A 23,715-nucleotide genomic window follows, 5' to 3' on the forward strand; every position below is an offset into this window, starting at 1 on the left:
TACAAAGCTTAAATAAAATTTAACAGAGGCAAAAATGTTTGGAATGAGTTTTTCTGAGATCTTGGTCATCGCCGTGATCGCTGTGCTAGTTTTGGGCCCTGACAAGCTGCCAAGCGCTATGGTGCAGATCGCCAAATTTCTAAAGATGTTTAAAAAAGGCATAAACGACGCAAAATCAACTTTTGATCAAGAGATGAAGATAGCCGAGCTCAAAGAAGACGCTCAAAAATATAAAGAGAGCATAACCCAAAGCGCTCAAAACGTGCGTAAAAAACTCACTTTTGAAGAGCTTGACGAGATCAAGAAAAGCACAAACGACGTCACTGAGAGCATTCAAAACGTCGTAAGCGACACCAAAAAAACGGTAGAAAATATACAAAATCCAACAAATTTAGTTAAAGATGCGATCTTAAACGATAAAAAAGAGGCGTGATGTTTGAAGAGCTAAGACCCCATTTGATCGAACTTAGAAAGAGGCTTTTTATAAGCATAGTAAGCGTTTTTGTCTGTTTTGGCATCTGTTTTACATTTTGGAATCCACTGCTTGCATGGATGAGCGAGCCGCTAAAGCAGGTCTTGCCAGCTGGCTCAAACATCATCTTTACACAGATCCAAGAGCCATTTTTCACTGCGATGAAGGTCGCCTTTTTTGCTGGTTTGGTGCTTGCTTTGCCTATCATTTTTTGGCAGTTTTGGCTATTTGTCGCACCTGGACTTTATGACAATGAAAAAAAATATGTGATCCCATTTGTCCTCTCTGCTTCATTTATGTTTGCGTGCGGGGCGGCGTTTTGCTACTACGTGGTCATTCCGCTTGGCTTTACATTTTTGGTAAATTTTGGCGGTCAGCTCTTTACGGCACTGCCGAGCATAGGCGAGTACGTGGGCTTTTTCACGAAACTACTGATCGGCTTTGGAATTTCATTTGAGCTGCCAGTCATTACATTTTTCTTAGCAAAGATCGGCCTTGTCGATGACAAGATGCTAAAAGACTACTTCAGATACGCAGTAGTCGTCATCTTCATCTTCGCAGCCATCGTCACACCGCCAGATGTTATAAGTCAAATTTTAATGGCACTGCCACTCATCGGACTTTATGGAATTTCTATCATCGTAGCCAAAAGAGCTGGCAAAAGCGATGAAGACGAAGATGAGAAAAAAGAGGACGTCAAAGAGCAAATTGACGCCGATAGCGACGATGAGTGATATAAACGACATCTCAAGCTACGACTACTTTTTGCCTAACGAGCTCATCGCAAAAGAGCCAGTTTTACCCAAAGAAGAGGCGAGACTGCTCGTTTATCTTAAAAAAACAAAAGAGATAAAGCACTATAAATTTAAAGATCTAGCCAGCCTCATCCCAGAGGACGCGGCAGTCATTTTTAACAATACAAAGGTAGTTAAAGCGCGCATTTTAGGAAATAAACAAAGTGGCGGAGCCTGCGAAGTGATGCTAAATCAGCCAGTTGGCGATAATAAATTTAGCGTCTATATAAGAGGCAAAGTAAGTGTTGGTAGCGTTTTAAATTTCGCTGATAGCACAAAGGTAAATGTGCTTGAGCTAAATGATGATGGCTCAAGGGTGGTAAATTTCACCAAAGATGGCGTCATTTTAGATACGGCGCGACTTTTTAGCGAGCTTGAAAAGATCGGTCATGTCCCACTCCCTCCATATATAAAAAGGGCTGATACAAAAGACGATGAGAGCTGGTATCAAAGTATATTTGCTAAAAATAGTGGCGCAGTCGCAGCTCCGACAGCCAGTCTGCACTTTAGCGAGCAGATGCTAGAGAGAATAAAGGCAAAGCACGAGGTCGCCTACATCACGCTTCACGTGGGCGCTGGGACATTTAAAGGCGTGGAGTGCCAAAACATAAATGACCACAAAATGCACTCTGAGTTTTATGAGCTAAGCGAAAAAGCCCAAGAGATCACAAACTCAAATAAGCCCATACTTGGCGTTGGCACGACGGTTACTAGATGCGTTGAAGAGTTTGCTAGAAGCAAGCAGCCAAGCGGCTTTTGCAAGCTATTTTTAAACCTAAATAATAGACCGATCAGGCAAAACTACCTTTTAACAAATTTTCACCTGCCAAAATCAACGTTGATCATGCTAGTTACTAGCTTCATAGGGCTTGAAGAGACGATGAGGATTTACGAAACGGCAGTTAGCGAAAAGTATAGATTTTACTCTTATGGCGATGGGATGCTTGTGATATGAAAAACGTCGATTTTGTAGCACAAATGGAGCTTTTTTTAGAGGCACTTTTTAAGGACGCAACAGCTAGAAACAACGCCATCGTCTTTAACTACAACCCGAACTACCCACGCTATCTAAGCTTTGAAGCACACAAGCTAATAGGCGCGATCAAAAATTTAAGCAAATTTTACCTAAATGACGTAAGCAGCTCAAAACTACTGATCTCCTTTACTCTAGTAAGCTACAGCCTAAGTTTAGTGCATTTTGACATACATATAAAATGCACTTCATGCCCGCAAAAGCCAAATGAGAGACTAGTAAAAGAAGCTGGCGAGCTACTAAAAGAGCTAAATGCCAAGATGAGCAAAGCAGAGGACGGCTTTAATATAAGCATAAGCGTGCCGCTGCCAAAAAGCGGGACATTTAAAAGACAAAGCGTCGAGATAGCAAGCCTCTTAGGCAAAAATGCTATAATAGCTTGCGATGATGAAAATTTATTTTTAACGCTCAGTCATGAGCTAAGCTTTACAGGGCTGAAGCTTAGCAAACAAAAGAGCTTTGAGAGTTTAAATTTACACATAAAAGATGCCATTTTTAAGCCAGACATCATCTTCGTGCAAAAGGAGTATCTAAGCGACAAAGCAAGGCTTAATGAGATGCTGACTTATCAAAAGCTTAAGAATTTTTACATCGTCATCATCAGCAAGGATGAAGCCAAAAGCATCAAAAACGAGAAGATGACTACGCTTAGACAGCCATTTACTAGCGATAGCTTGCACGAGACTTTAGGGGTGGTGGCTAGAAATTTATAAAATTTTTAGGTATCTCTTCAATATGATAGTGGCTGAGACGCTATCAAGCCTGCCATCTCGCTTTGTGTTTGTATAAATTTCACTTGCCTCGCTGCTGCTAAAGGCTTCATCTTGATAGACGATATTAGCCTGCACATCAAGAAGCGATACGAAGTGCTCTATGCGCCTTCTCATCTCATCCTCGCTACTGCCACCGATTGGCACGCCCACTACTAGCGTATTTGGAGCGTATTCATTTACTTTTTGGCTTACGTCTCTTGCGGCTTGATTTCTATTTTTTCTAAGAACTGGCTCAAGGGGCGTCACGACCTCACCAAAGCCAAAAGCAAGCCCTATGCGCTTTAGTCCAACATCGATCGCCATAAATTTCTCTCTCATAGCGCGCTTTTTACTCTTAAATTTGAAATTTCAACTAGCCCGTCAAGCTCGTACTCATAGATGATCTCGCCAAATTTAGCCAATGCTTCATCAAGGCTAACGCCATTTTTGCAAAATTTCAAGATCTCATCATCAGCTTTTTCTTGCTCTTTTACCTCGCCAAAAAGTGAGGCAAATTTAACGTAATCATCGATAAGTTCGGCCTTTTTGCTAGCCAGCAAGGCATTTGTCCCACTACTCTCATTTATGCGCTGCGGCAGGACAAAGAGAGGGATTTTAAGCTCATTTGCAAGCCTCGCACTTTGCATCGAGCCACTTCTTAGATCAGCTTGTGCGACAACCAGAGCTTGTGCAAGCCCCACAACTATGCGGTTTCTCTCTAAAAATCTATACGCAATCGGCGGCTCGCCCTCGTCATACTCACTTAGAGCCAAGCCTTTTTCATAAATTTCTCTTATCGCTGCTTTGTTTTGTGCTGGATAGATGATGTCAAGTCCATTTGCAAAAACGCCGATAGTTCGTGGCATAGCAGCCTTGTGCGCCGTGATATCCACACCGATAGCCCCACCACTCACCACGCAGACATTTGCATTTTTTAGCGCTGCACAAAGCGCTGTGACACACTCTTTTGTATAGACACTTGCCTTTCTTGAGCCAACGACTGCTACTTTTGGCATGCTAAGAAGCGAAGTGTCGCCTATGAAATTTAGCTCTTTTGGGGGATTTTTTAGCCTATTTAGCACCTCAGGGATGATTTCAAGCTTCATAAAATATCTTTTAGATAAACAACTTCTACATCTTTTAAGATGTTGTTTTTGCTAGCTTTTATCACTGCGATCGTATTTTTCTTTGGATGTCCGATGGCGATCGCGTAGCCTCTTTTTTTGGCTAAATTTACAGCAGCTACAAGCTCACGTCTGACAGCTGCGGCAGATGGATCATCATCTAAAAATATATCTCTTGAAATGTAAGGCTGATTATACTTTTTAGCGGCCCTTGCCACCGCAGTTTGTGCGATAGTTTTGCTATCAACGAAGATAAAACCCTGCTCTATCAGCGCTCTATAAGCCTTGTCCATCGCGTCATAATCACTCGTGAAACGCGATCCTGTGTGGTTGTTTGTATATTTTGCGCGCGGGAAGTCTCTTCGTATCTTTTTTATCTTCTCAAGCATGCTCTCAAAGCTCTCATTTACTGTGAGAGTGCCTATCTCTGGGCTATCAAAGTGCTTTGCCTGCATCGGCAGATGTATCATATAAAACTCAAACGTTCTAGCGATATTTGGCGTATCTGGGTGGGTTTTTGTCGCTGGGAAAATGGACGGCGTTATCTTTAGACCGATTGACTTTACCATGCTAGCGTGCTCAAATGTCGCCACATCATCGATTATTAGCACCAGCTTAGCACGCCCTTTTACGCTGCTATTTGGAGTAAATGGCACAACTGCAAAGTCATCTTTTTTCGCACTCTCTTTTTGCGGTTTTTCGCTGTAAATTTGCTTTTTATCTTTTTTACTAGGCTCAATCCCGCTTTTTTTAGTAGGTTCTGGTTTTAAAATTTCACTATGCTTTAAATTTTCTTTTATGCTTAAATTTGCTTCAGCGCTTTTGTTTTGCTCTATCTTTGTCTCTGTTTTTGCCTCATTTTTGCCTGCGTAAAATGGCTCGATAACCTGCTCGACCTTTTGCCCAGGCTTTTCTTCACTCTTTGCTTCAGAGCTTGCATCTACGCTACTTTGCATATTTTTATATAAATTTGCAAGTAGATTTTTCGTATCGTTTTGCTCTTTTTTTGGCTCTTCTTTTTTAGTTTCTTCTTTTACTTCAGGTTTTATCTCAGGAGTTATCTTTTTTTGCTCTTTTGGCTCAGTTTTTGGCTTTAGAGCAAGCTCACTTTTATGTTTAGGGTCGGTAAAAATTTTACTTAAATTTTCATCTTCATCAAATTTTAGAGGGTATTTTCTCTTCTCGTACTCTTGTTTTTTATCTTTGCTAGCAACTTTTTGCTCAGCTTTTTTTGAAATTTGCTTCTCGCTCTTTGGCTCATTTACTTTACTTATCTGCTCAACATCTTTGTTTTTGATGCTAAGAGCTGCGATGAGTGCCACTATCAAAATAGCAGCGATAACACCGATACCAAGGAAAATTTTATTATGAGAGCGACCTGCACTCTTTTTTGCAGGACGCTTCTTTGTAGTCTTTTTTTCGCTCAAGGCTTAGTTTTTGCTTTGATCTATAAGTTTGCCGTTAGTTATCCAAGGCATCATTGCGCGAAGTTTTTTACCAGTTTTATTTAGCAAGCTTCTCTCGGCTATACCGCGTTCAGCGTTCATTCTAACATATCCTGCTTTTCTCTCTAGGATGAAGTCTTTTGCAAATTTACCATTTTGAATTTCTTTTAAAACTTCTTTCATAGCTTTTCTGCTCTCTTCGCCAACTACTCTTACGCCGCTTACGTAGTCGCCGTATTCAGCTGTGTTTGAGATAGAGTAGCGCATATCAGCCATGCCACCTTGATACATTAGATCAACGATTAGTTTTAGCTCGTGTAAGCACTCAAAATACGCCATCTCAGGCTCATATCCAGCCTCTACAAGTGTATCAAAGCCAGCATTTACAAGCGCGCAAAGACCACCGCAAAGCACAGCTTGCTCACCAAATAAATCTGTTTCAGTTTCATCTTTAAATGTTGTCTCAATGATGCCAGTTCTACCGCCACCTATGCCGCAAGCATAGCTTAGAGCGATCTCTTTAGCCTTTCCACTTGCATTTTGCTCAACAGCGATAAGATCAGGTATGCCGCCACCTTTTACAAATTCACTTCTAACTGTGTGTCCTGGAGCTTTTGGAGCGATCATGATGACATCTATGTTTGCTGGAGCTTTGATCTGTCCAAAATGCACGTTAAATCCATGTCCAAATGCGATAGCAGCATGATCTTTCAAATTTGGCTCGATCTCATTTTTATAAATTTCAGCTTGAAGCTCGTCTGGTGTTAGGATCATAACTACATCAGCGCCTTTTGTAGCTTCACTTACAGTTTTTACTTCAAAGCCCTTTGCCTCAGCTTTTGCCCAGCTTTTACCGCCTTTTGCAAGACCGATTACGACACTTACACCATTATCTCTTAAATTTTCAGCGTGTGCGTGACCTTGTGAGCCAAAGCCGATGATTGCTACTTTTCTACTCTGAATAAGGCTTAAATCGCAGTCTTTATCATAATAAACATTTATAGCCATTGTTTCTCCTATTATTAAGATTTGGCGAAATTATACATTTTAGCAACAAAAACGTTGCTGAAAAAGAGCAAAAAAGTATCTTTAAGTTTTATGCTGCAGCTTTTTGCTATAATGTGAAAAAATTTTTAACCAAAAGAGTCACTTTACATGAATGAATCAATCTTTAAAAAAATCAAAGCGCTTCCGCCACTAGACGACACTGTCATACAGATCCAGCGCCTACATGCTGACGAAAATAGCTCGATAAATGACCTCACAAAAGTGGTCGAGAAAGACCCTATGCTAACAGCAAATATCTTGCGTTCAGCAAACTCACCACTTTACGGTTTTTCTCAAGAGATCACAACTATCGCAAGAGCCATTTCACTTTTTGGCATGGCTACTATCCGCGGTTTTGCGCTATCAAGTGCTATTAAAAAGACCTTTTCTATAAATTTAGAGCCATACGACATTACCGCACAAGATTTTTTAAATATCTCAATCATGCAAAATGCTTTGATGTATCACTGGTACTCAAAGATAAAACCTAAAAATCTAGAAATTCTCTCTCCTGCTTCATTTATGCTTGAAGTTGGCAAGATCGTTTTAGCACATGAGCTCACAGAAAACAACCAAGTTGCTGAGTTTAAAACAAAGTTAAAACAAATCTCATCTACCTATGATCTTGCGCTTTTAGAGTCAGAAATTTTGGACATCACAAACGAAGAGGTCACAGCTAAAATTTTTGAGCAGTGGAATTTAGAGATCGAGCTTGGAAATTCTATCCTCTACTCAAACACTCCAGAAGAGGCACCTGATCATATAAAAGAGTACGCAAGAGCGCTAAAAGTAGTAAAAACAGCGGTTAATATCTTTAACCAGCTTGATGACGTGAGCGTAAATAACGCAACGCTTCTTATAAACGAATATGGCTTTGAGAGAGATACATTTTTAATGGCTGTTAGCAAAGTCAAAGACAATTTGTGAAAGAATTTTTAACATCACTTCTCGTTGGCATCAAAGAAAAAGAGATATCAAACGAAGATAAAGAGGTCTTACGTAATCTCCTAAACCTTGGTGCCGTAAGCTTACATAAAGATAAATTTTACCTAAACAACGGCTATGTCTGCGGCAAGCTAGACATCAGCCAAAACGCAACTGGCTTTATCATGCCATTTGACAAGCGCTTCAAGCAAGATATCATCGTCGAAAATAAAAATTTAAACAACTCTCACCTTGGCGATATTGTGCTAGCAAAGCTTTTGCCGCTTAAGAAAAAACGCCAAAGCGCTAAGATAGTGATGAGCCTAAAGCTTGCAAATGAGACAAGCGTGGTCTATACAAAACGCTTTGGGACGGCCATTTTAGGGGTAAATTTAAAAACAGGGCTAAGCACAACCCTAAAGGCAACTCAAAAAAGCCTAAAGATGCTCCCGCTTGGGACGCTACTAAAGATAAACAACCTAAACAACGAAATAGTCGAGGTTTTAGGAAATTTAGAAGATCCGTTAAGCGATGAGAAAATTTCGCTTGCTATTTATAATAAAAATGATAAATTTAGCGAAGCATGCGAGCTTGAGGCAAAGGCATTTGGCGATGAAGTCGATGCCAGCATGTATCCAAACAGGGTTGATCTAAGAAATTTAGAGTTTTGCACGATCGATCCAGTCGATGCCAAAGACTTTGACGATGCCATATATTTTGATGAGAAAAAGCGCGAAATTTACGTAGCAATCGCCGATGTAAGCGAGTATGTGACCGCGTATAGCGCCATTGATAGCGAGGCTAAAAAAAGAGGCTTTTCTATCTACTTTCCGCACATCTCAGTGCCGATGTTACCGCGCGCGCTTAGTGAAAATATCTGCTCGCTAAAGCCAGATGTGCCGCGCCTTGCATTTTGTTTTAAAATTTCACTCGATGCAAACAACGAGGTAAAAAAAGAAGAGCTTTTTGAAGCGATCATCCTTTCAAAAAGGCGCTTTAACTACGACGAGATCGATGAAATTTTAGAAGGCAAAAGAGAGTGTGAAATTTCATGGATCAAGCCACTTTTTAAACTCACCACAAAACTTCGCAAAAAAAGGCTTTTGCACGCGTTTGACTTCAGGACAAAAGAGCTTAGAATGAGCCTTGATGAAGAGGGTCAAATTTCGCAAACTAGGTTTGAAAGCGACTCTGATTCACATAGACTTGTTGAGGACTGCATGCTTTTAGCAAATAAGGCTGCTGCAAAGCTCATCACAAAGGGCGTTTTTAGAAACCACGCTTCGCCTGATTTTAAAAAGATAGATACCTTGCTTGAGGACCTGCAGCTTTTGGGGCTTGACTTTACCTACGAGAGCGACCTTGCAAATTTAATAAGAAAGATCCAAGCAAAGGCCGATGAACTAGGCAACCGCGAAGAGATAGATAAGCTCATCATCAAGTCTCAAAAAAAGGCTGAATACTCAAGCGAAAATTTGGGCCACTTTGGGCTTGGATTTGATAGATATACGCACTTTACAAGCCCTATTAGACGCTATTCTGACCTTATTTTACACAGACTTTTAAAGGCTAAAATTTCAAAAGATGATAAGCTTTACAACTTCTTACTTTTAAACATCCAAAGCACCTGTGCAACCTTAAGCGAGCTTGAAAGAGAGGCCGACAAGGTGGCCTACGACTTTATGGATAGGAAATTTGCACGCTGGGCAGCTGCAAATATCGGCAAAGAGGTGCGTTGCTACGTGAGCGAAAACCAAAATGTCTTGGTTGGCAAGCTTGATGATTACTTTGTTGGAGCTAGGATTTTCATCACTGGATACAGTGCAAATTTACTTCAAAAGCTTGTCGTAAAGATCACAGAGGCCGACATCGCAAGTGCTAAAATTTTTGCAAAAGTGGTAAGAAAGATCGATGTATAGAAAAGATTTGGAGCTAAATTTAGCAAATGCAAATTTAAGCAACTACTTCTTGCTTTTTGGGGCGGACGAGTTTCAGATCGAGCTTTTTGGCAAGGAAATCTTGAGCTTTTATACAAGCGAAGATGCAAATTTATTAAGCCTTTATTTTGACGAGTATAACTACGCGCAAGCAAGCTCTCACCTAAGCGAGCAGTCGCTTTTTGGCGGCAAAAATATCCTCTATGTAAAAAGCGACAAAAAGATCCCAGCAAAAGAGCTAAAAGAGCTCATCTCGCTTTGCTCAAAGAGCCATGACAACTACTTTTTGTTTGAGCTTTATGAGGCCGATATGAAGCTAGTTTTTGATACGCAAAAGGCTTTTGGGGAAAATTTTGCTAGATTTTTCAAGCCCTCAAACCCAGATGAAGCGATAAATTTACTAGCCAAAAGCTCGGCTAAAATAGGCTTAAACATAACCAAAAACGCACTTTATGAGCTTTATTTTACACATAATGAAAATTTATACCTTGCAGCAAGCGAGCTGACAAAACTAAAGAGCCTAAACACCCACATCGAACAAGACGATGTAAAAAGGCTGGTTTTTGGACTTGGCGGGATAAATTTTGATGACTTTTTCAATAAATTTATGGCTCTAAAAGATATAAAAAACGACTTTTTTACCTACCTAGAAGATCCAAATTTTAATGAAATTTTACTTCTAAACTCACTTTATAAAGCGTTTTTTAGGCTGTTTAAAATTTACTCTTACATCAAGATAAATGGCCGCTTAAATTTAGACGAAGCGATCGGCTATCAGCCGCCTGTAAATGTGGCAAATTTACTAAAAGCAAATAGCTTAAAGCTAAGTTTAAATGCCTATTTGGAGATATTTAAAACGCTAAATTTAGCCGAGCTAGAGCTAAAAACAAATACAAAAATGGATAAAGAAATTTTCATTTTATCGACCATTTTAAATCTGCAGCACTTCATATCAACAGCAAATATTAAGTAAATTTAAGCTAAAATCCACCCTTGCTTAATGCAAAATCCTTGCTCACAAAGTGAGCTAAATATCCATAAGGAGAAAAAATGAAACATTACGAGCTTTTATTTATTCTTAAGCCGACATTGACGGAAGAGGAAGTTAAAGCTAAGGTTGATTTCGTAAAAGAAGTCATAACAAAAAACGGCGGCGAGATCGCTACTGTCGTTGAGATGGGCACTAGAAAACTAGCTTATACCATCAAAAAATATGAGCGTGGAACATATTTTGTTATCTACTACAAAGCTCCACCAGCACTTCTTGCAGAGCTTACAAGAAATGTAAGGATCACAGAAGATATCATAAGATTTTTAAGCGTTAAATATGAAAACAAACGCGAAATCGCAGCTTGGGAAAGACTTTGCAAAGGTATCAAGCAAACTATAAAAAAAGAACCTCGCGAGCCAAGAGCACCACGCGAGCCAAGAGCTGAAAAAGTAGACGAGCAAACATTTACAGAAGAATAATCAAGGATAAAAAATGTTCAATAAAGTAGTATTAGTTGGAAATTTAACCAGAGATATAGAGCTTAGATATACTACTAGCGGCGTTGCCATAGGAAATTCTAGTATAGCTGTGACACGCAAAATCACCTCAAATGGGGAAAGAAGAGATGAGACTTGCTTTATTGATATATCATTTTTTGGCAAGAGTGCAGAGATAGCAAACCAATATCTCAACAAGGGATCAAAGCTGCTTATCGAAGGAAGACTCAAATTTGATCAGTGGACCGACAATAACGGACAAAATCGCTCAAAACACTCTATCGCCGTTGAAAGCATGGAGATGCTTGGCTCAAATAACCAAACGCAACAAGGCGGATACTCTATGAATAGCCAAAATAGCGGTGGCTACGGACAACAAGGCGGATATCAAAATAACCAATATAACCGCCAACAAGAGGCTAGACCACAAGCTGCGCCGCAAAGAAAGCAAGAGAGTTATTCAGAAGTTCCTGATATAGACGTTGATGCTGATAGTTTCAACAATGAAGAAATACCGTTTTAATTTTAAAGGATAAAAAATGGCAGAAAAAAGAAAATATTCACGCAAATATTGCAAATTTACAGAAGCAAAGATTGATTTTATAGACTACAAAGACACTTCACTTTTGAAGTATTGCTTGTCAGAGAGATTTAAAATCATGCCAAGACGCCTAACTGGCACATCAAAAAGATACCAAGAGATGGTAGAAAAAGCGATCAAGAGAGCTCGCCACGCAGCTATCATACCTTATATAGTTGATCGCAAAGACGTAGCTACAAACCCTTTTGAAGGTCTATAATCCATAATTTTTAGCCCTTTCTTGGGCTAAAATTTCAAAAACTATTTTTAATCACTTCATTACAAATTTAAATATTTATTTTAATTAATATCAAAATTAAGAATACATGTCACCCATAAGGTAGCTAATCATTAATTATATTTTTTATCTTTCAAGAACTATTTCACGTTTTGCGAGCAAACAAATACACACAGACATATTTAGTAATTTTTTAGAGATAGAATTTATTGTTTTTTATCTTTATCAGCCTGGACTTTATCTAGCTTTATATATCCCATTTCAACTAGTTTGTTATAAATTTGAGAGATTTTTGGTCCAGCAGCGCTACCGCCGTGACCGCCGTGTTCGACAACCATCGTGATGACGTATTGTGGATCCTCAAAAGGAGCATAGGTCGTCATCCACGCGTGAGATCTTTGCAGATACGCCATATCTTCTTCTTTTATACGTTTCTTTTCAGTTTGCGAGATGCCGACGACTTGAGCTGTTCCAGTCTTTGCCGCAACCTTTACGAGGCTTCCCACAAAGTGCCTATTTGCCGTACCTCTTGGGTGGTTTGCCACCTCATACATCGCATGTCTAATGGCAGGTAGCTGCGACTTTTCAAACGGCGTAAAAGCATCATCTGTTGGCGTAAAATCAACATCCTTACCATCTATGCTCTTTAAAAAATGCGGCGTCACATTTAGCCCAGTTGCAAGGCCTGCTGTGTATTTAGCTACCTGCATAGGCGTTACTAGAAAATTTCCCTGTCCGATAGAGGTGATGAGCGTCTCGCCTTGAAACCACGCCTTGCCATACTTCCTCATCTTCCACTCCCTGCTTGGCAAGGTCCCCACAAATTCATTTGGCAAATCAACCTCTGTTTTTCTACCAAAGCCCATGCGCTCAAGTATCGGTACAATGGCATCTATACCGATCTTTTGACTACCCTTGTAAAAATAGTCATCACAGCTCTCTCTAATGGCTGTGTTCATATTGACCGTACCGTGACCATGCGAGTTCCAGCAGCGAAATTTACGCCCTCCAAGCTCATACGATCCACTGCAAAAAAAGCTATCATATTTGCTCATGCCATTGTCTAAAAAGGCAAGTGCCATACCCATTTTTACGACAGATCCTGGCGGATAGAGGCCGTTTATCAGCTTATTTGTAAATGGGTGATCGACGTTTTTTACAAGCTCCTCCCACTCAGCCTGAGAAATTCCAAGCACAAAAGGATTTAGATCATACTCAGGAAAGCTTCCTGCTGCGATGATGGCGCCATCTTTTAAGCTCATAACTATAACGCTTCCTGCATCCTTACCAAAGACGTCAGCGACGAATTGCTGAAGCTCAAGATCGACGGCGAGCTTTATGTTTTGACTTTGTGGCGCTTGATAGCTCACCTGCTCGATCTCCTCATTTAGTGCATTTACCTTGATCTTTTTAAAGCCCTGAATTCCTTGCAAGATCGGGTTATAAAAGCGCTCTACTCCGCTTCTGCCAATATAGTTTGTAAGCTTTGTCAAGTGGTCATTTTCCATATCTTTTTGGTTTGCCCTGCCAACGTAGCCGATGATGTGAGAAGCTAGGTCATTGTATGGATAGTGGCGTTTTGATGCGGGTCTTATCTCTAAATTTTCACGCAGAGAAAGGGGTGCAAAAAATGGCAAAAATTTATCATAATCAACAAATTCGACCACGTTTATGAAGTCTTGGTTATAAGCTGAGTCGTTTTTGATATATTCATTTTTAAGCTTGGTGACGTTTAGATCGCCAAATAGCGAGCCGATATAGGCTAGCTCATCGTCTAAAATTTTCACCTTTTTGTTTGCGCTAAGGTGCGGCTTTACATAGATAGAAAAGCCAAGACGATTGACCGCCATAGGCTTGTCGTGCGCATCAAAGATGATGCCTCTAACTGGCGGGATGTAGATAGTTTTTATCGCATTTTGCTCGGCGATCTCGTTGTAGTAGGTGTTTGAATTGACACTTAGGTGGTAAATCCGCCCCAAAAGCATGATCCAAAAAAGAGCGATCACGCCAAAAACGATACGCATCCTCATAGCACTTTGTCCCTAAAAAGCACGATAGCAAGCACACTTTCAAGCGCTATAAAAAATAGATACTCTGCACTAAAAGTCAAATTTGGCTCATTTAAGACGTATGCAAAAAGATTATTTACAAGAAAAGTTAGCACATAGCCAGAGGCGACAAAGATGATGAGCAGGCAGTTTCGCCACTTCATCGTCGTATAGAGCCAGTCTAGCACGAAGTTGTAAAATAGCAAAAACGCAATGATCGTTGAGAAGAGATAAAAGCCATGAATTTGCTCGGAAAAGACCAAGAAAATGAGCGAAAAATACCATGAGGGCTTAAACTCATCATACTGCTTTTGCTTTCTTGAATACTCTAAAATCATATATGTAAAAAAAATGCCAATAAGTGGCGGCAAGAAGCCAAACTGCGTAGTTGCGATCTCGTAAGAGAGCAAAAAAATGACCCACCAAAAGCCTTTAAAAATTTTAATGTCTAAGCTGCTTATGGTTTGCATTTTACCTACCAAGAGCGTGGTTTATGATAGCTTCCCGTGCCTTGTCGATGCCGCTTTTGCTGAGTGTCGAGACCAAAATGCCGCTTGGGTCAAATTTCATTATCGCACTCTTTTGGCTTTGATTTAGCTTGTCGCTTTTTGTGTATAAATTTAAGATTTTCTGATCAGCTCTTAAAAAGCTTTTTAGGTAAGAATCCACATTTACGTCGATGTCTAGGTCAAAATGTCTAGCATCGATTAGATGTATAAAAAGTCTGATGTCGCTTCTAAATTTCAAAAACTCATCTAAATTTTTACGCCACTCATCGTGTTTTGACTTTGCCACTTTTGCGTAGCCAAAGCCTGGTAAATCGACCAAGATGAGCTTAAATTTCTCTTTTTCGCCCTCTTCTTTTTCCTCACAAAACTCAGCCTCAAAGAAATTTATAAGCTGCGTTTTGCCAGGAGTTGATGAGCTTTTGGCTAAATTTTTTTGATTTACAAGTGCATTTATGAGGCTGCTTTTGCCCACATTTGACCTACCCAAAAAGACCACCTCGCTTGTCACAAAGCTTGGAGCCTCTTTTATGCTTGGGCTTGAAGTGATAAATTTAGCGCTCAAGGCTCTTATCACTTGGTTTTATCCTCTATTTGAAAGATAAATTTAACCGGCTTTTTCTCGTCGCTATTTACGCTATATGTGCCATCTTTTTGATTGACCACGATCTTATCACCATAGACATTTTTATCAGTCTCTACCTCGTGCAAGTAGCCATTGCCAGTTACTGTATATGTCTGCTTTGCTGGCTCGTATGTAAGCGTATCACCCTTGCCGTCATAGTGCTTATCTTTCATAAAAATTTTAGCCCTAGCGTTACCTGTGGCTACATATTTTACTGGCTGGCGCTTTTTATCAAAATGCACAACGACTTTGTTTGCCTTTAGCTCGTCGTATGAGCCTTTTTTGATATTTACGTTGCCTACAAATTCGCTGATTTGTTTGTTTTCATCTGCAAAAAAATCATTTGATGTGATCTCAACCTGCTCTGCTTTTAAAAATGTAAAGCCTAAAATCATCGCTAAAATCGCTGTTTCTCTTCTACCCATGCCCTTAACCCTTTTATCTGCGTTTGTTTTTTACCAAGATCATAGCTTCCGCTATCGCCTAGTGCTTTGTCGCCATTTCTAGTGATGGTGAAATTTGCTTCTGATCTTACTATTTTTGTCTTTGTGTTATATATAACTTCATCGCTTTTAAATTTCAAACTATCATTGTTCTCATAGTTTGCATTTTTTTGAAAGATTATCTCATCATTTTGCGAGATAGCCTTGTCTGAGCTTAGAAAATGTCTTAAATTTCCCCTTAAAATTCTCGCTTTAAAGTCTAAAAATTCATCCCTGTCACTATATCTGTTTAGCTCGTCACTCTCATAAACTCCGCTTATCTTAGTTGAGTTTATCTCGTAATCAACCACATCATTTACCTGCATATTTGATATCTTTGTATCAACCTTTAGCACGTTTGCTAGGTATGGGTCTTGTGCAGCTAAAAATATCATCACAGCACTAAAAATAGCCACGACGAAGTAGAAAATTTTTACAACCAACGCTTAGACCACTCGTCATATAAATTTTCTGATTTTATGATCATCTCGATCATCTCTCTAACAGCGCCATTGCCGCCTTTGTGCTTTAGCTTTGTCTTTACGTCAAGCTCTTTAATGGCATCTTTTGGCTTAAAGCTCCAAGCAACTGCGTCTAAAATTTTATAGTCATTATAGTCATCGCCGATAGCTGCTGCGTTTTTGAAGCTAAGCCCTTCAAATTTTAATATCTCGCTTGCTACTTCAAATTTATCGCCAATGCCTTGATAGACGTGATTTATCTTTAGATCCTCAGCCCTTCGCTCAACGATAGCTGACTTTCTGCCAGTGATGATAGCTACCTTTTTGCCAAGCTTTAGCCAGCTCTCTATCGCGTATCCATCTTTTACATCAAAAAATTTAAGCTCTTCGCCGTTTGCATTGTAGATAATTTTGCCATCAGTGAGGCACCCATCAACGTCTAAAAATATAATCTCTATCATAAAACGCCCTTAGTGCTTGGAGTGCCGATCCTTGCGTTTTTAGCAAGCGCTCTGCGGAGTGCTACGGCAAATGATTTAAACGTTGCTTCGATGATGTGATGAGTGTTTTTGCCACGAATTTGATTTAGATGAAGAGTTATGGCTGAATTTATGGCAACTGCTCTAAAAAACTCCTCCACAAGCTCAGTGTCAAACTCACCAACTTTGGCATTTTCATTAAAATTTTCATATACAAGGTAGGCTCTGTTGCTAAGATCTAGCGCGCAAAAAACAGCCGCCTCATCCATAACAACGCTCGCCTCGCCAAACCTCTCAACACCACTTAATGGATATAAAGCCTCTTTTAAAAGCTGCCCCAAAACTATGCCTACATCCTCGACGCTGTGGTGAAAATCCACATGCGTATCGCCCTTGCATAAAATTTCAAGATCGAGCAAAGAGTGCTTGGTAAAAGCTTCAAGCATGTGGTCGAAAAAGCCAATGCCTGTGCTTATCTTTGCAACCCCAGAGCCGTAAATTTTAAGCTTCATTGAAATTTGCGTCTCTTTTGTATTTCTAGTTAGTTCTAAAATTTCCTCTCTCACGTCCTAACCTCTTACTATAAATGCACCTTGGAATTTACCGCTCCTTGCGTAATCCCTAGCCTCGTCCTCGCTTCTAAAGCCATTTAAAAATACCCTATAAATAGTTGAGCCATCTATCGTAAATGTCTTAACGACTGATCTATAGCCATCTATGCTTTTATGCTCTCTTTGGTATCTATTTGCGCCTTCAAGGTTTTTAAACGAGCCAATTTGTACCATAAAATCTCCACCCACAACGCGCTGCTCTGATGAGATCACGATGCCGCCAACTGGGGCCGTTGGAGAGACTGGATTTGGCACTTTTATGCCAGTGCTTGTTGGTTTTGTTGGTTGCGTGCTAGCAGTTGTAACAGCGTTAATGTCTTCATTAAAGCCGATAACCTCCATACTAACTGGAGCTGTACCAGTGCCGATGACATCAAGCTTCATCGCAGCTGCTTTTGAAAGGTCAAGCACCCTGTCAGCCACAAAAGGTCCTCTGTCATTTACACGCACGATGACGCTTTTTTGATTTCTTAAATTTGTTACTTTAAGTATTGTATTCATCGGCAAAGTTTTATGCGCCGCAGTCATATTGTACATATTATAAACTTCGCCATTTGAGGTCGTTTTGCCGTGAAAATTTGGACCATACCAGCTTGCCGTTCCGCTAGCTTTATCGCCGACACTTACGACGGTTGGATAGTATGTTTTGCCATTTATGGTGTATGGTCTCATTGTTGCTTTTTGAACTGAGGCAGAGTTGTTGCCTCTTACATTAGTTGGGCCACTTGGAGTAAATGGAGCCCCACTCCAAGAACAGCCAGTGATTAGAAGTGTAAAACTTAGTCCTAAGTAGAAATTTAGGCTCTTACGGTATGACAATATTTGCTCCGACATTTAAATTTGAACTAGCCAAAGAATTTGCATCTTTTATATCTTTTTCACTTACATTAAATTTCTTTGATAAAGATGCGATTGTATCGCCTGTTTGAACTACGTAGTTGTGAGATTTATTTTGAGTAGAAAAAGGGATTATTAGTTTTTGATTATAGCTTACTGCATTTGTGCTAAGCTCGTTGTAGTCCTTGATCGCTCTGTGGCTAACGCCTGTTTTTCTAGAGATAGAAAGCAAGGTCTCGCCTTTTTTTACAGTGTATGCGTAGAAGTTATTTTTGCCATTAAATGGTTTGAAATTATCTGAGAAAAGCTGTTTTTTATTTTCAGGGATATAAACGTAATAATCTTTTAAAGTTGGAGGAGTAAATACAAATTTTAAATGCGGGTTGTTGCTTTTCATCTTTTTTGTGCTAAGACCGATGCTATCGCCTATCTGAGCTAAATTTGTACCGCCTGGCACTTTTACTTTAGTAAGTCTTAATCCACCATTTATGTTTAGCAAAGATGACTCTTTAGATATCAAAAAGTCCGCATCTTTTGCTATATATGCTGCTCTTAAAATTTTAATGATGAAATTTCTAGTCTCAGCTGGGAGGTATTTTTTCTCAGCATCAAGAAGTGTTACAAGATCGTCTGTACCAGCTTTTTGTATAGCTTTTTTTAATGCACCATCGCCGCAGTTATATGCCATTGCCGCCAAGTACCACTTGCCAAATTGATTTTTAAGTGATCTTAGATAGTTTGTAGCTGCGACAGTTGATTCAACCGGATCTTTTCTCTCATCGGTGTATTGCCCTACTTTCAGACCGTGAATTCTTGCTGTTTGCTCCATAAACTGCCACATACCAGTAGCTTTAGAATTTGAAACAGTGTGATTTGAAAAGCCTGACTCTATCATCGCTAGATAAAAAAACGACTCAGGGACGCCCGATTTTTTGATCTGCTCTTTTATCATTGGTATATACATATAGCCATTTTTCAAGGCATCTGTAAATGTTCTTACCTGTGAGTTTTGTATGCCTTGTCTCATCTTTGCATAGTGAGAAGTTTTCATAAAGCTAGCATCGATGTCTAGCTCTTTTAAAATTTTAACCTGAGTGTCGTAAGAGCTCTTCTCAGGGGCGTTTGCTAGTAGCAAGGTACTACATGCAAATAATAAAAATATCTTAAGCATTGCTTTCATTTCTATCCTTTTTCGTGTCAAAGCTTAATGATGCTAGCATCTTAAGCAAGCACAATGCCCAAAATTTAGGCAAAGCACTTAAATAACCTTTTGGCATTATCTGAAGTCGTTTTACAAACTACTTCAAATTCAAGGTTTAAAATTTCAGCTATCTTTTTAGCAACAAATGTCGTAAACGCCGGCTCATTTCTCTTACCACGATTTGGTTCTGGTGTGAGATAAGGGGCGTCAGTCTCTATCAATACCCTATCAAAAGGAATTTTTGGCAGAATTTCAACTAAATTCTTAGCGTTTTTAAATGTCAAAACGCCACCTATGCCAAAGTAAAAATTCCCAAATTTACAAAGCTCCAAAAGAAGTGGCGAAGCATTATAACAATGCAAAACCGCTCCAGCTTCAAGCTTTAGCGCATACTCTTTTAATATGTTAAAAGAGTCCTCATTAGCCTCTCTGATGTGGAGGATAACGGGTTTTTTTAACTCAACTGCCAAATCAAGTTGAGCTAGAAAAACACGTTTTTGATCGGCTTTTTCTCTTATCTTTTCACCTTCATCTTTTGGCAAGCGGTAGTAGTCAAGCCCACATTCACCGATAGCCACGCACTTTTTGTCTTTGGCAAATTCTCTCAAAGTCTCTATATTAAAATTCTCTTTATCATAGGGATGAACTCCAACGGCAAAGAAAATATCACTTTTTTCGTGCGCTATTTTAGCCGCTTTTGGTAAATCATTAATATCAGCTCCAGGGATAATAAAGCCTTTTAGCCCTAAATTTCTGGCTTCAGATAAAATTTGCTCTAGGTCAAAATCATAAACTTTACTATCCAAATGACAATGCGTATCTATAATCATAAAGCTATTTCTACCCTATTTCTGCCATTTTCTTTTGCGACATAAAGCGCTGAGTCGCAAGCTTCAAGCATATCATCTATCTCGCAGTGACCTTTTCCAAAAGATATGCCGATAGAGACGGTCACTCTTACGATCTTATCTTTTATAATTACCTCATTTTCAGCCACTTTTGCTCTTAAATTTACAAAAAATTTAATCGCCTCTTCTTTTGCTATCTTTTTAAGAACGACACAAAACTCCTCGCCGCCAAACCTAGCGACCACATCGCTTCCTTTTGTGTTATCAGTTAGTATTTTTGCGAGTGATTTTAGTATCTTATCGCCACCATCATGCCCGTATGTATCGTTTATCTTTTTAAAGTGATCTATATCAAGCATAGCAAACGCATAAGGTTCATCAAGCTCTTCAGCTGTTTGAACGTACTCTTCTATATCTTGGTAGAAATATCTTCTATTATAAGCGCCAGTTAAAAAGTCGCGGTTAGCAAAATTTGCTATCTTATTTATATTCTCCATCGCCTCGATAGTGTTATTTATACGACAAATAAGCTCTTCTTTAGAAAATGGCTTTGCTATAAAGTCACTAGCTCCATTTTTTAAAAATATCGCAGCATCTGTTTTTTCGCTAGGCGAGGTCATCACGATCACGCCAAGGTGGTTTTTATCTTTCTCTTTTCTCACCTCTTTTAAGACTTCTAAACCATCTTTGACAGGCATTCTATAGTCAGTTATGATTAAATTTATATCAGGATTATCAGCAAAATAGCTCATCGCCTCTTCGCCGTGGGCTGCTGCTAGGACCTTAAACTGAAGGCTAGTTAAGATCTTTTTTATCATATTTCTAAAAGGCAGCGAGTCCTCAACGACTAGGACTTTGTATTGTCTATTTTTACTTAGTCTATTTATCATTTGAAAGATGTAGTTGATATCATCCATGTTGCCCTTATAGACGTAATCAACTATATCTTTGTTTATAAAAAATTCTTTCGTCTTATCATCAATGCTGCCAGTTAAAACGATAGCACAGAGCCCTTGTGCAAGGACGTAATCAACGATCTCACCATTTGGTGCGTCGGGCAAATTTAGATCCAAGATAGTCATAAAATAATCTTTGCCGTGCTCGCTAATAAGCATCTTGGCTTCGGCAAAATCATACGCAACGTCGATCGCCATATCCTCAATGCTCTTTTCCATCTGTATGACGATTAGCTTAGCAAGTGCCTTATTATCATCAACTACTAGAATTCTTTCCATATTATTCCTGTGTTTTTTTATTAAACTAGCTCGGATTTTAACAAATAAACCTAATCACAAAGCTTAAATTTAAAACTTAAATTTCAAGCTATTTTAAAAGTCCTTTTGCAAAATTTATCGCCTCTTCGCTGATATGCTCGCCACTTATCATACGTGCAAGCTCATTTACACGCTCCTCTTTGTCAAGCTCTCTTACGACTGAGCTCTCACCGTGACGCTCTACTAAGAAGTGCGAATTTGCCTTTGAGCTAAGCTGTGGCTGGTGAGAAATGGCAAAAATTTGATAGAAATTTGCAAGCTTGAGCAAGACATTTGCGATGCTCATCGCCTCTTTTCCGCTTAAATTTGCATCTATTTCGTCTAAAATGATGACATCACCGCCCGTTTTTGTTATCTCGCTAGAGGCAGCTATGAAGGCCAGCCTTAAGCGGTTTAGCTCGCCTGAGCTTAAATTTTTAAGCGAGGTCTCATTTAAATTTAGACAAATTTCATCAGCGCCTAAAATATCAAGCTTTTTGCCCTCGATCCTTAGCGTGATATCTGGCATATAAAGCTCTTTTAGGTATAAATTTATCATCGCCTCAAGCTCTTTTAAATTTACGCACCTTGCTTTGCTTAAAGTGCTGGCTAGCTCATTTGCCTTTTTGCTTAAAATTTCAAATTTCTTCTCAAGCTCGCTCTTTTCAAAGCTTAAATTTTCATATCTAGCAAGCTCTTTTTCTTTTTTATCAAGCGCTTCTAACGCCTCTTCTTCGCTGCCATAGCGCCTGATGATAGCATTAAGAGCTTCTATCCTATCAAGCACGCTCTCCACGTCGATATCGTCAAGCTCCTCCATATTTAGGCTATCTCTTGCCACCCTTAGCTCATTCATCGCATCTTCAAAAAAGCCACTATCAAGGTCACTGATACTTAACGCCTCATTTACGCTGTGCTCTAGCTCAAATATCCGCTCAGCTCTAGCCCACGCCTCATTTATCTTATCCTTTTTACTAAGCCTCTTTTTAGTCTCCATAAGCTCTTCAAACTCGCCTTTTTTAGGCCCGACACTTCTTATCTTCTCGATCTCAAAGCTAGCAAGCTCCTTTAGCTCCTCGACCTTTTTCTCTTCCTCTTTTATAGTGGCTAACTCTCGTGAAATTTTAGAAAATTCCAAAAACGCCTCTTCAAATTCTTGTTTTATCTCTTTAAATTTCTCATTTTTTGAAATTTCAAGCCTGTCAAGCAAATTTAGAAATTTCTCATTTTCAAATTCATTTGCCTCTTTTGCCGAGAGATATTTGATGTGCTCGCGCGCCACTTGGGCTAAATTTCTCTTTGAGATGGCTTGTTGGTTTATAAAATACCTCGTGCTCTTATCTTTTAAAAGCTTGAAAATATTGACCTCTTCGTTTTCTATGCCAAACTCATCAAGCTCAAATTTATGCTCCACGTCAGCTTCTATTAGCCTTGCCTCGCTATCTTTTAGCCCAAAAACAGCCATTATAGCGCCCATTAGCACCGACTTGCCAGCGCCGCTAACGCCCGTAAATACGCTAAGACCCTCTTTGAAATTTAGCTCGACATTTTTAAAATTTAGATAATCCTTAATCAAAATTCGATCAATCATTATAACCCCAGTGAAGTTTCTCTTTTAAAATTTGAAAATAATCCCTGCCGATGTGGCGTATCAACCTCGCTTTTTTGTCGCTCAGGCTCATACTGACGGCTGAAATTTTACTCATATCAAAGCGGTCTTGGCCGTCTATTACTAAAATGGCGTCGCTTTTTGTTCTAAATTTAACCGTGTGATTTTTGGTAAGCACGACTGGACGCTGCGTGAGCGAGTGCGAACAGATGGGAGTTAGCGCAAAGACCTCGCTTAGCGGATATATAATCGGGCCATTTGCACTCATGTTATAAGCCGTTGTACCTGCTGGAGTTGCCACTATGACGCCGTCTCCGTAATATGAGTTAAAATACTTTTCATTTAGAAGTGCCTCGATATGTGTCATCGAGCCGCCATTTTTACTAACGATGACCGCGTCGTTAAATGCTATCTTTTTCTCAGTTTTGCCATCATTTTTATGAAGCGTAACATTAAGCATAAAAGGCGTTTCTACCTCAAATTTATCATCAAAAAAGTCTTTAAAAAACTTCTCACTCTCATTTATCGTGATATCTGTCAAAAAGCCTAGCCTGCCAGCATGTATGCCAAGTATTAGTGGCGAGATGTGAGCTAGTTTTCTGCAAGTTGAAATGATCGTGCCGTCACCGCCAAGCGTGATAAGAAATTCGCACTCTTTGGCTAGCTTTACAAGCTCAAAGCCACTTTTTTCTACCTGCTTTGCACAGTTTTTTTCAAGCAAAATTTCTGCGTTATACTTTTTTAAAATTTTTTCTAGCTTTGCTAAATCCTGCTTAAATAATGGATAATCTTTCGCGACAAGTCCCACTTTTTTGGCGCTTGTGGTATTAAATTTTTGTTCATTTTTCATAGAAATGATTGTAACATATTTTATTTTAACAAAGCTTTTCAAAAGAAAAAAGCGATTATAATTGCCTAAAA

General features: G+C 39.4%; 27 protein-coding genes. 10 read left to right on the forward strand and 17 right to left on the reverse strand.

Annotated features, from left to right (window positions below; all coding sequences use genetic code 11):
* Window positions 1-34 precede the first annotated feature (34 nt).
* From tatB to CVT14_RS08170, 4 genes are read left to right on the forward strand one after another with little or no spacing between them, the layout of a single operon-like run.
* Window positions 35-433 carry a Sec-independent protein translocase protein TatB gene (tatB, locus tag CVT14_RS08155; protein ID WP_035170139.1) on the forward strand — a complete coding sequence of 133 codons (399 nt, stop codon included), beginning with the start codon at window positions 35-37 and terminating at the stop codon, window positions 431-433.
* Window positions 433-1,206: a twin-arginine translocase subunit TatC gene (tatC, locus tag CVT14_RS08160; RefSeq protein ID WP_021089728.1), complete on the forward strand. Its 774-nt coding sequence runs from the start codon at window positions 433-435 to the stop codon at window positions 1,204-1,206. Before tatB ends, tatC begins: the two co-directional genes overlap by 1 nt.
* Window positions 1,199-2,221 carry a tRNA preQ1(34) S-adenosylmethionine ribosyltransferase-isomerase QueA gene (queA, locus tag CVT14_RS08165; RefSeq protein WP_199907333.1) on the forward strand — a complete coding sequence of 341 codons (1,023 nt, stop codon included), beginning with the start codon at window positions 1,199-1,201 and terminating at the stop codon, window positions 2,219-2,221. The genes tatC and queA overlap by 8 nt, the downstream gene beginning before the upstream one ends.
* On the forward strand, window positions 2,218-3,012 hold the full coding sequence (locus CVT14_RS08170) for a hypothetical protein (RefSeq protein WP_021089729.1): 795 nt from the start codon (window positions 2,218-2,220) through the stop codon (window positions 3,010-3,012). The genes queA and CVT14_RS08170 overlap by 4 nt, the downstream gene beginning before the upstream one ends.
* On the opposite strand, the gene ruvX is transcribed toward CVT14_RS08170, so the two are convergent.
* From ruvX to ilvC, 4 genes are read right to left on the reverse strand one after another with little or no spacing between them, the layout of a single operon-like run.
* Window positions 3,007-3,390: a Holliday junction resolvase RuvX gene (ruvX, locus tag CVT14_RS08175; RefSeq protein WP_004317765.1), complete on the reverse strand. Its 384-nt coding sequence runs from the start codon at window positions 3,388-3,390 to the stop codon at window positions 3,007-3,009. The two genes, CVT14_RS08170 and ruvX, sit on opposite strands and share 6 nt — an antisense overlap.
* Window positions 3,387-4,157 (reverse strand): DNA-processing protein DprA, encoded by a 771-nt coding sequence (locus CVT14_RS08180; RefSeq protein WP_107850094.1) that lies wholly within the window; start codon window positions 4,155-4,157, stop codon window positions 3,387-3,389. Before CVT14_RS08180 ends, ruvX begins: the two co-directional genes overlap by 4 nt.
* Window positions 4,154-5,602, reverse strand: coding sequence for a divergent polysaccharide deacetylase family protein (locus tag CVT14_RS08185; protein ID WP_107850095.1), 1,449 nt, complete (start codon window positions 5,600-5,602; stop codon window positions 4,154-4,156). The genes CVT14_RS08180 and CVT14_RS08185 overlap by 4 nt, the downstream gene beginning before the upstream one ends.
* Before the next feature lie 3 nt (window positions 5,603-5,605).
* Complete coding sequence (ilvC, locus tag CVT14_RS08190) at window positions 5,606-6,628, reverse strand: ketol-acid reductoisomerase (RefSeq protein ID WP_107850096.1); 1,023 nt, start codon at window positions 6,626-6,628, stop codon at window positions 5,606-5,608.
* 147 nt (window positions 6,629-6,775) lie between these two features.
* Here ilvC and CVT14_RS08195 point away from each other — a divergent pair, with 147 nt between their 5' ends.
* The 6 genes from CVT14_RS08195 (at window position 6,776) to rpsR (ending at window position 11,816) form a co-directional block, all read left to right on the forward strand.
* Window positions 6,776-7,594 carry an HDOD domain-containing protein gene (locus tag CVT14_RS08195; RefSeq protein ID WP_012140069.1) on the forward strand — a complete coding sequence of 273 codons (819 nt, stop codon included), beginning with the start codon at window positions 6,776-6,778 and terminating at the stop codon, window positions 7,592-7,594.
* Window positions 7,591-9,510 carry an RNB domain-containing ribonuclease gene (locus tag CVT14_RS08200; protein ID WP_021089720.1) on the forward strand — a complete coding sequence of 640 codons (1,920 nt, stop codon included), beginning with the start codon at window positions 7,591-7,593 and terminating at the stop codon, window positions 9,508-9,510. Before CVT14_RS08195 ends, CVT14_RS08200 begins: the two co-directional genes overlap by 4 nt.
* A complete protein-coding gene (gene holA, locus CVT14_RS08205) occupies window positions 9,503-10,501 on the forward strand; it encodes a DNA polymerase III subunit delta (protein ID WP_021089760.1) in 999 nt (332 codons plus the stop codon). Before CVT14_RS08200 ends, holA begins: the two co-directional genes overlap by 8 nt.
* Before the next feature lie 77 nt (window positions 10,502-10,578).
* A complete protein-coding gene (rpsF, locus tag CVT14_RS08210) occupies window positions 10,579-10,998 on the forward strand; it encodes a 30S ribosomal protein S6 (protein ID WP_004317779.1) in 420 nt (139 codons plus the stop codon).
* 13 nt (window positions 10,999-11,011) lie between these two features.
* On the forward strand, window positions 11,012-11,539 hold the full coding sequence (locus CVT14_RS08215) for a single-stranded DNA-binding protein (protein WP_021087759.1): 528 nt from the start codon (window positions 11,012-11,014) through the stop codon (window positions 11,537-11,539).
* A gap of 16 nt (window positions 11,540-11,555) precedes the next feature.
* Window positions 11,556-11,816, forward strand: coding sequence for a 30S ribosomal protein S18 (gene rpsR / locus CVT14_RS08220; protein ID WP_021089765.1), 261 nt, complete (start codon window positions 11,556-11,558; stop codon window positions 11,814-11,816).
* Window positions 11,817-12,040: 224 nt separating this feature from the next.
* Here rpsR and mrdA read toward each other — a convergent pair whose 3' ends face one another.
* The 13 genes from mrdA to CVT14_RS08285 all read right to left on the reverse strand — a co-directional run bounded on the left by mrdA (window position 12,041) and on the right by CVT14_RS08285 (window position 23,644).
* Window positions 12,041-13,864 (reverse strand): penicillin-binding protein 2, encoded by a 1,824-nt coding sequence (gene mrdA / locus CVT14_RS08225; RefSeq protein ID WP_021089770.1) that lies wholly within the window; start codon window positions 13,862-13,864, stop codon window positions 12,041-12,043.
* Complete coding sequence (locus tag CVT14_RS08230) at window positions 13,861-14,352, reverse strand: hypothetical protein (protein ID WP_021089735.1); 492 nt, start codon at window positions 14,350-14,352, stop codon at window positions 13,861-13,863. The genes mrdA and CVT14_RS08230 overlap by 4 nt, the downstream gene beginning before the upstream one ends.
* A gap of 1 nt (window position 14,353) precedes the next feature.
* The gene (gene yihA, locus CVT14_RS08235; RefSeq protein WP_021089754.1) at window positions 14,354-14,965 is read right to left on the reverse strand and encodes a ribosome biogenesis GTP-binding protein YihA/YsxC; all 612 of its coding nucleotides are present in this window, start codon (window positions 14,963-14,965) and stop codon (window positions 14,354-14,356) included.
* Complete coding sequence (gene lptA, locus CVT14_RS08240) at window positions 14,962-15,438, reverse strand: lipopolysaccharide transport periplasmic protein LptA (protein WP_107850097.1); 477 nt, start codon at window positions 15,436-15,438, stop codon at window positions 14,962-14,964. The genes yihA and lptA overlap by 4 nt, the downstream gene beginning before the upstream one ends.
* Window positions 15,411-15,938, reverse strand: coding sequence for an LPS export ABC transporter periplasmic protein LptC (lptC, locus tag CVT14_RS08245; protein ID WP_021086384.1), 528 nt, complete (start codon window positions 15,936-15,938; stop codon window positions 15,411-15,413). The genes lptA and lptC overlap by 28 nt, the downstream gene beginning before the upstream one ends.
* The gene (locus CVT14_RS08250) at window positions 15,929-16,417 is read right to left on the reverse strand and encodes a KdsC family phosphatase (protein ID WP_103594641.1); all 489 of its coding nucleotides are present in this window, start codon (window positions 16,415-16,417) and stop codon (window positions 15,929-15,931) included. The genes lptC and CVT14_RS08250 overlap by 10 nt, the downstream gene beginning before the upstream one ends.
* Window positions 16,414-16,989: an imidazoleglycerol-phosphate dehydratase HisB gene (gene hisB, locus CVT14_RS08255; protein WP_035170145.1), complete on the reverse strand. Its 576-nt coding sequence runs from the start codon at window positions 16,987-16,989 to the stop codon at window positions 16,414-16,416. Before hisB ends, CVT14_RS08250 begins: the two co-directional genes overlap by 4 nt.
* 15 nt (window positions 16,990-17,004) lie before the next feature.
* A complete protein-coding gene (locus CVT14_RS08260; RefSeq protein ID WP_021089716.1) occupies window positions 17,005-17,865 on the reverse strand; it encodes a septal ring lytic transglycosylase RlpA family protein in 861 nt (286 codons plus the stop codon).
* Window positions 17,852-19,063 (reverse strand): lytic transglycosylase domain-containing protein, encoded by a 1,212-nt coding sequence (locus CVT14_RS08265; RefSeq protein WP_107850098.1) that lies wholly within the window; start codon window positions 19,061-19,063, stop codon window positions 17,852-17,854. The genes CVT14_RS08260 and CVT14_RS08265 overlap by 14 nt, the downstream gene beginning before the upstream one ends.
* Window positions 19,064-19,128: 65 nt before the next feature.
* A complete protein-coding gene (locus tag CVT14_RS08270) occupies window positions 19,129-19,914 on the reverse strand; it encodes a TatD family hydrolase (protein ID WP_035170137.1) in 786 nt (261 codons plus the stop codon).
* A complete protein-coding gene (locus CVT14_RS08275; protein ID WP_107850099.1) occupies window positions 19,911-21,167 on the reverse strand; it encodes a diguanylate cyclase in 1,257 nt (418 codons plus the stop codon). Before CVT14_RS08275 ends, CVT14_RS08270 begins: the two co-directional genes overlap by 4 nt.
* A gap of 88 nt (window positions 21,168-21,255) precedes the next feature.
* Window positions 21,256-22,776 (reverse strand): AAA family ATPase, encoded by a 1,521-nt coding sequence (locus tag CVT14_RS08280; protein WP_199907331.1) that lies wholly within the window; start codon window positions 22,774-22,776, stop codon window positions 21,256-21,258.
* Entirely contained in the window at window positions 22,769-23,644 is an 876-nt protein-coding gene (locus CVT14_RS08285) for an NAD(+) kinase (RefSeq protein WP_107850100.1), read from the reverse strand. The genes CVT14_RS08280 and CVT14_RS08285 overlap by 8 nt, the downstream gene beginning before the upstream one ends.
* Between the last annotated feature and the right edge of the window lie 71 nt (window positions 23,645-23,715).

It is taken from the genome of Campylobacter concisus, assembly GCF_003048445.1.
Taxonomy (GTDB): Bacteria; Campylobacterota; Campylobacteria; order Campylobacterales; family Campylobacteraceae; genus Campylobacter_A; species Campylobacter_A concisus_BF.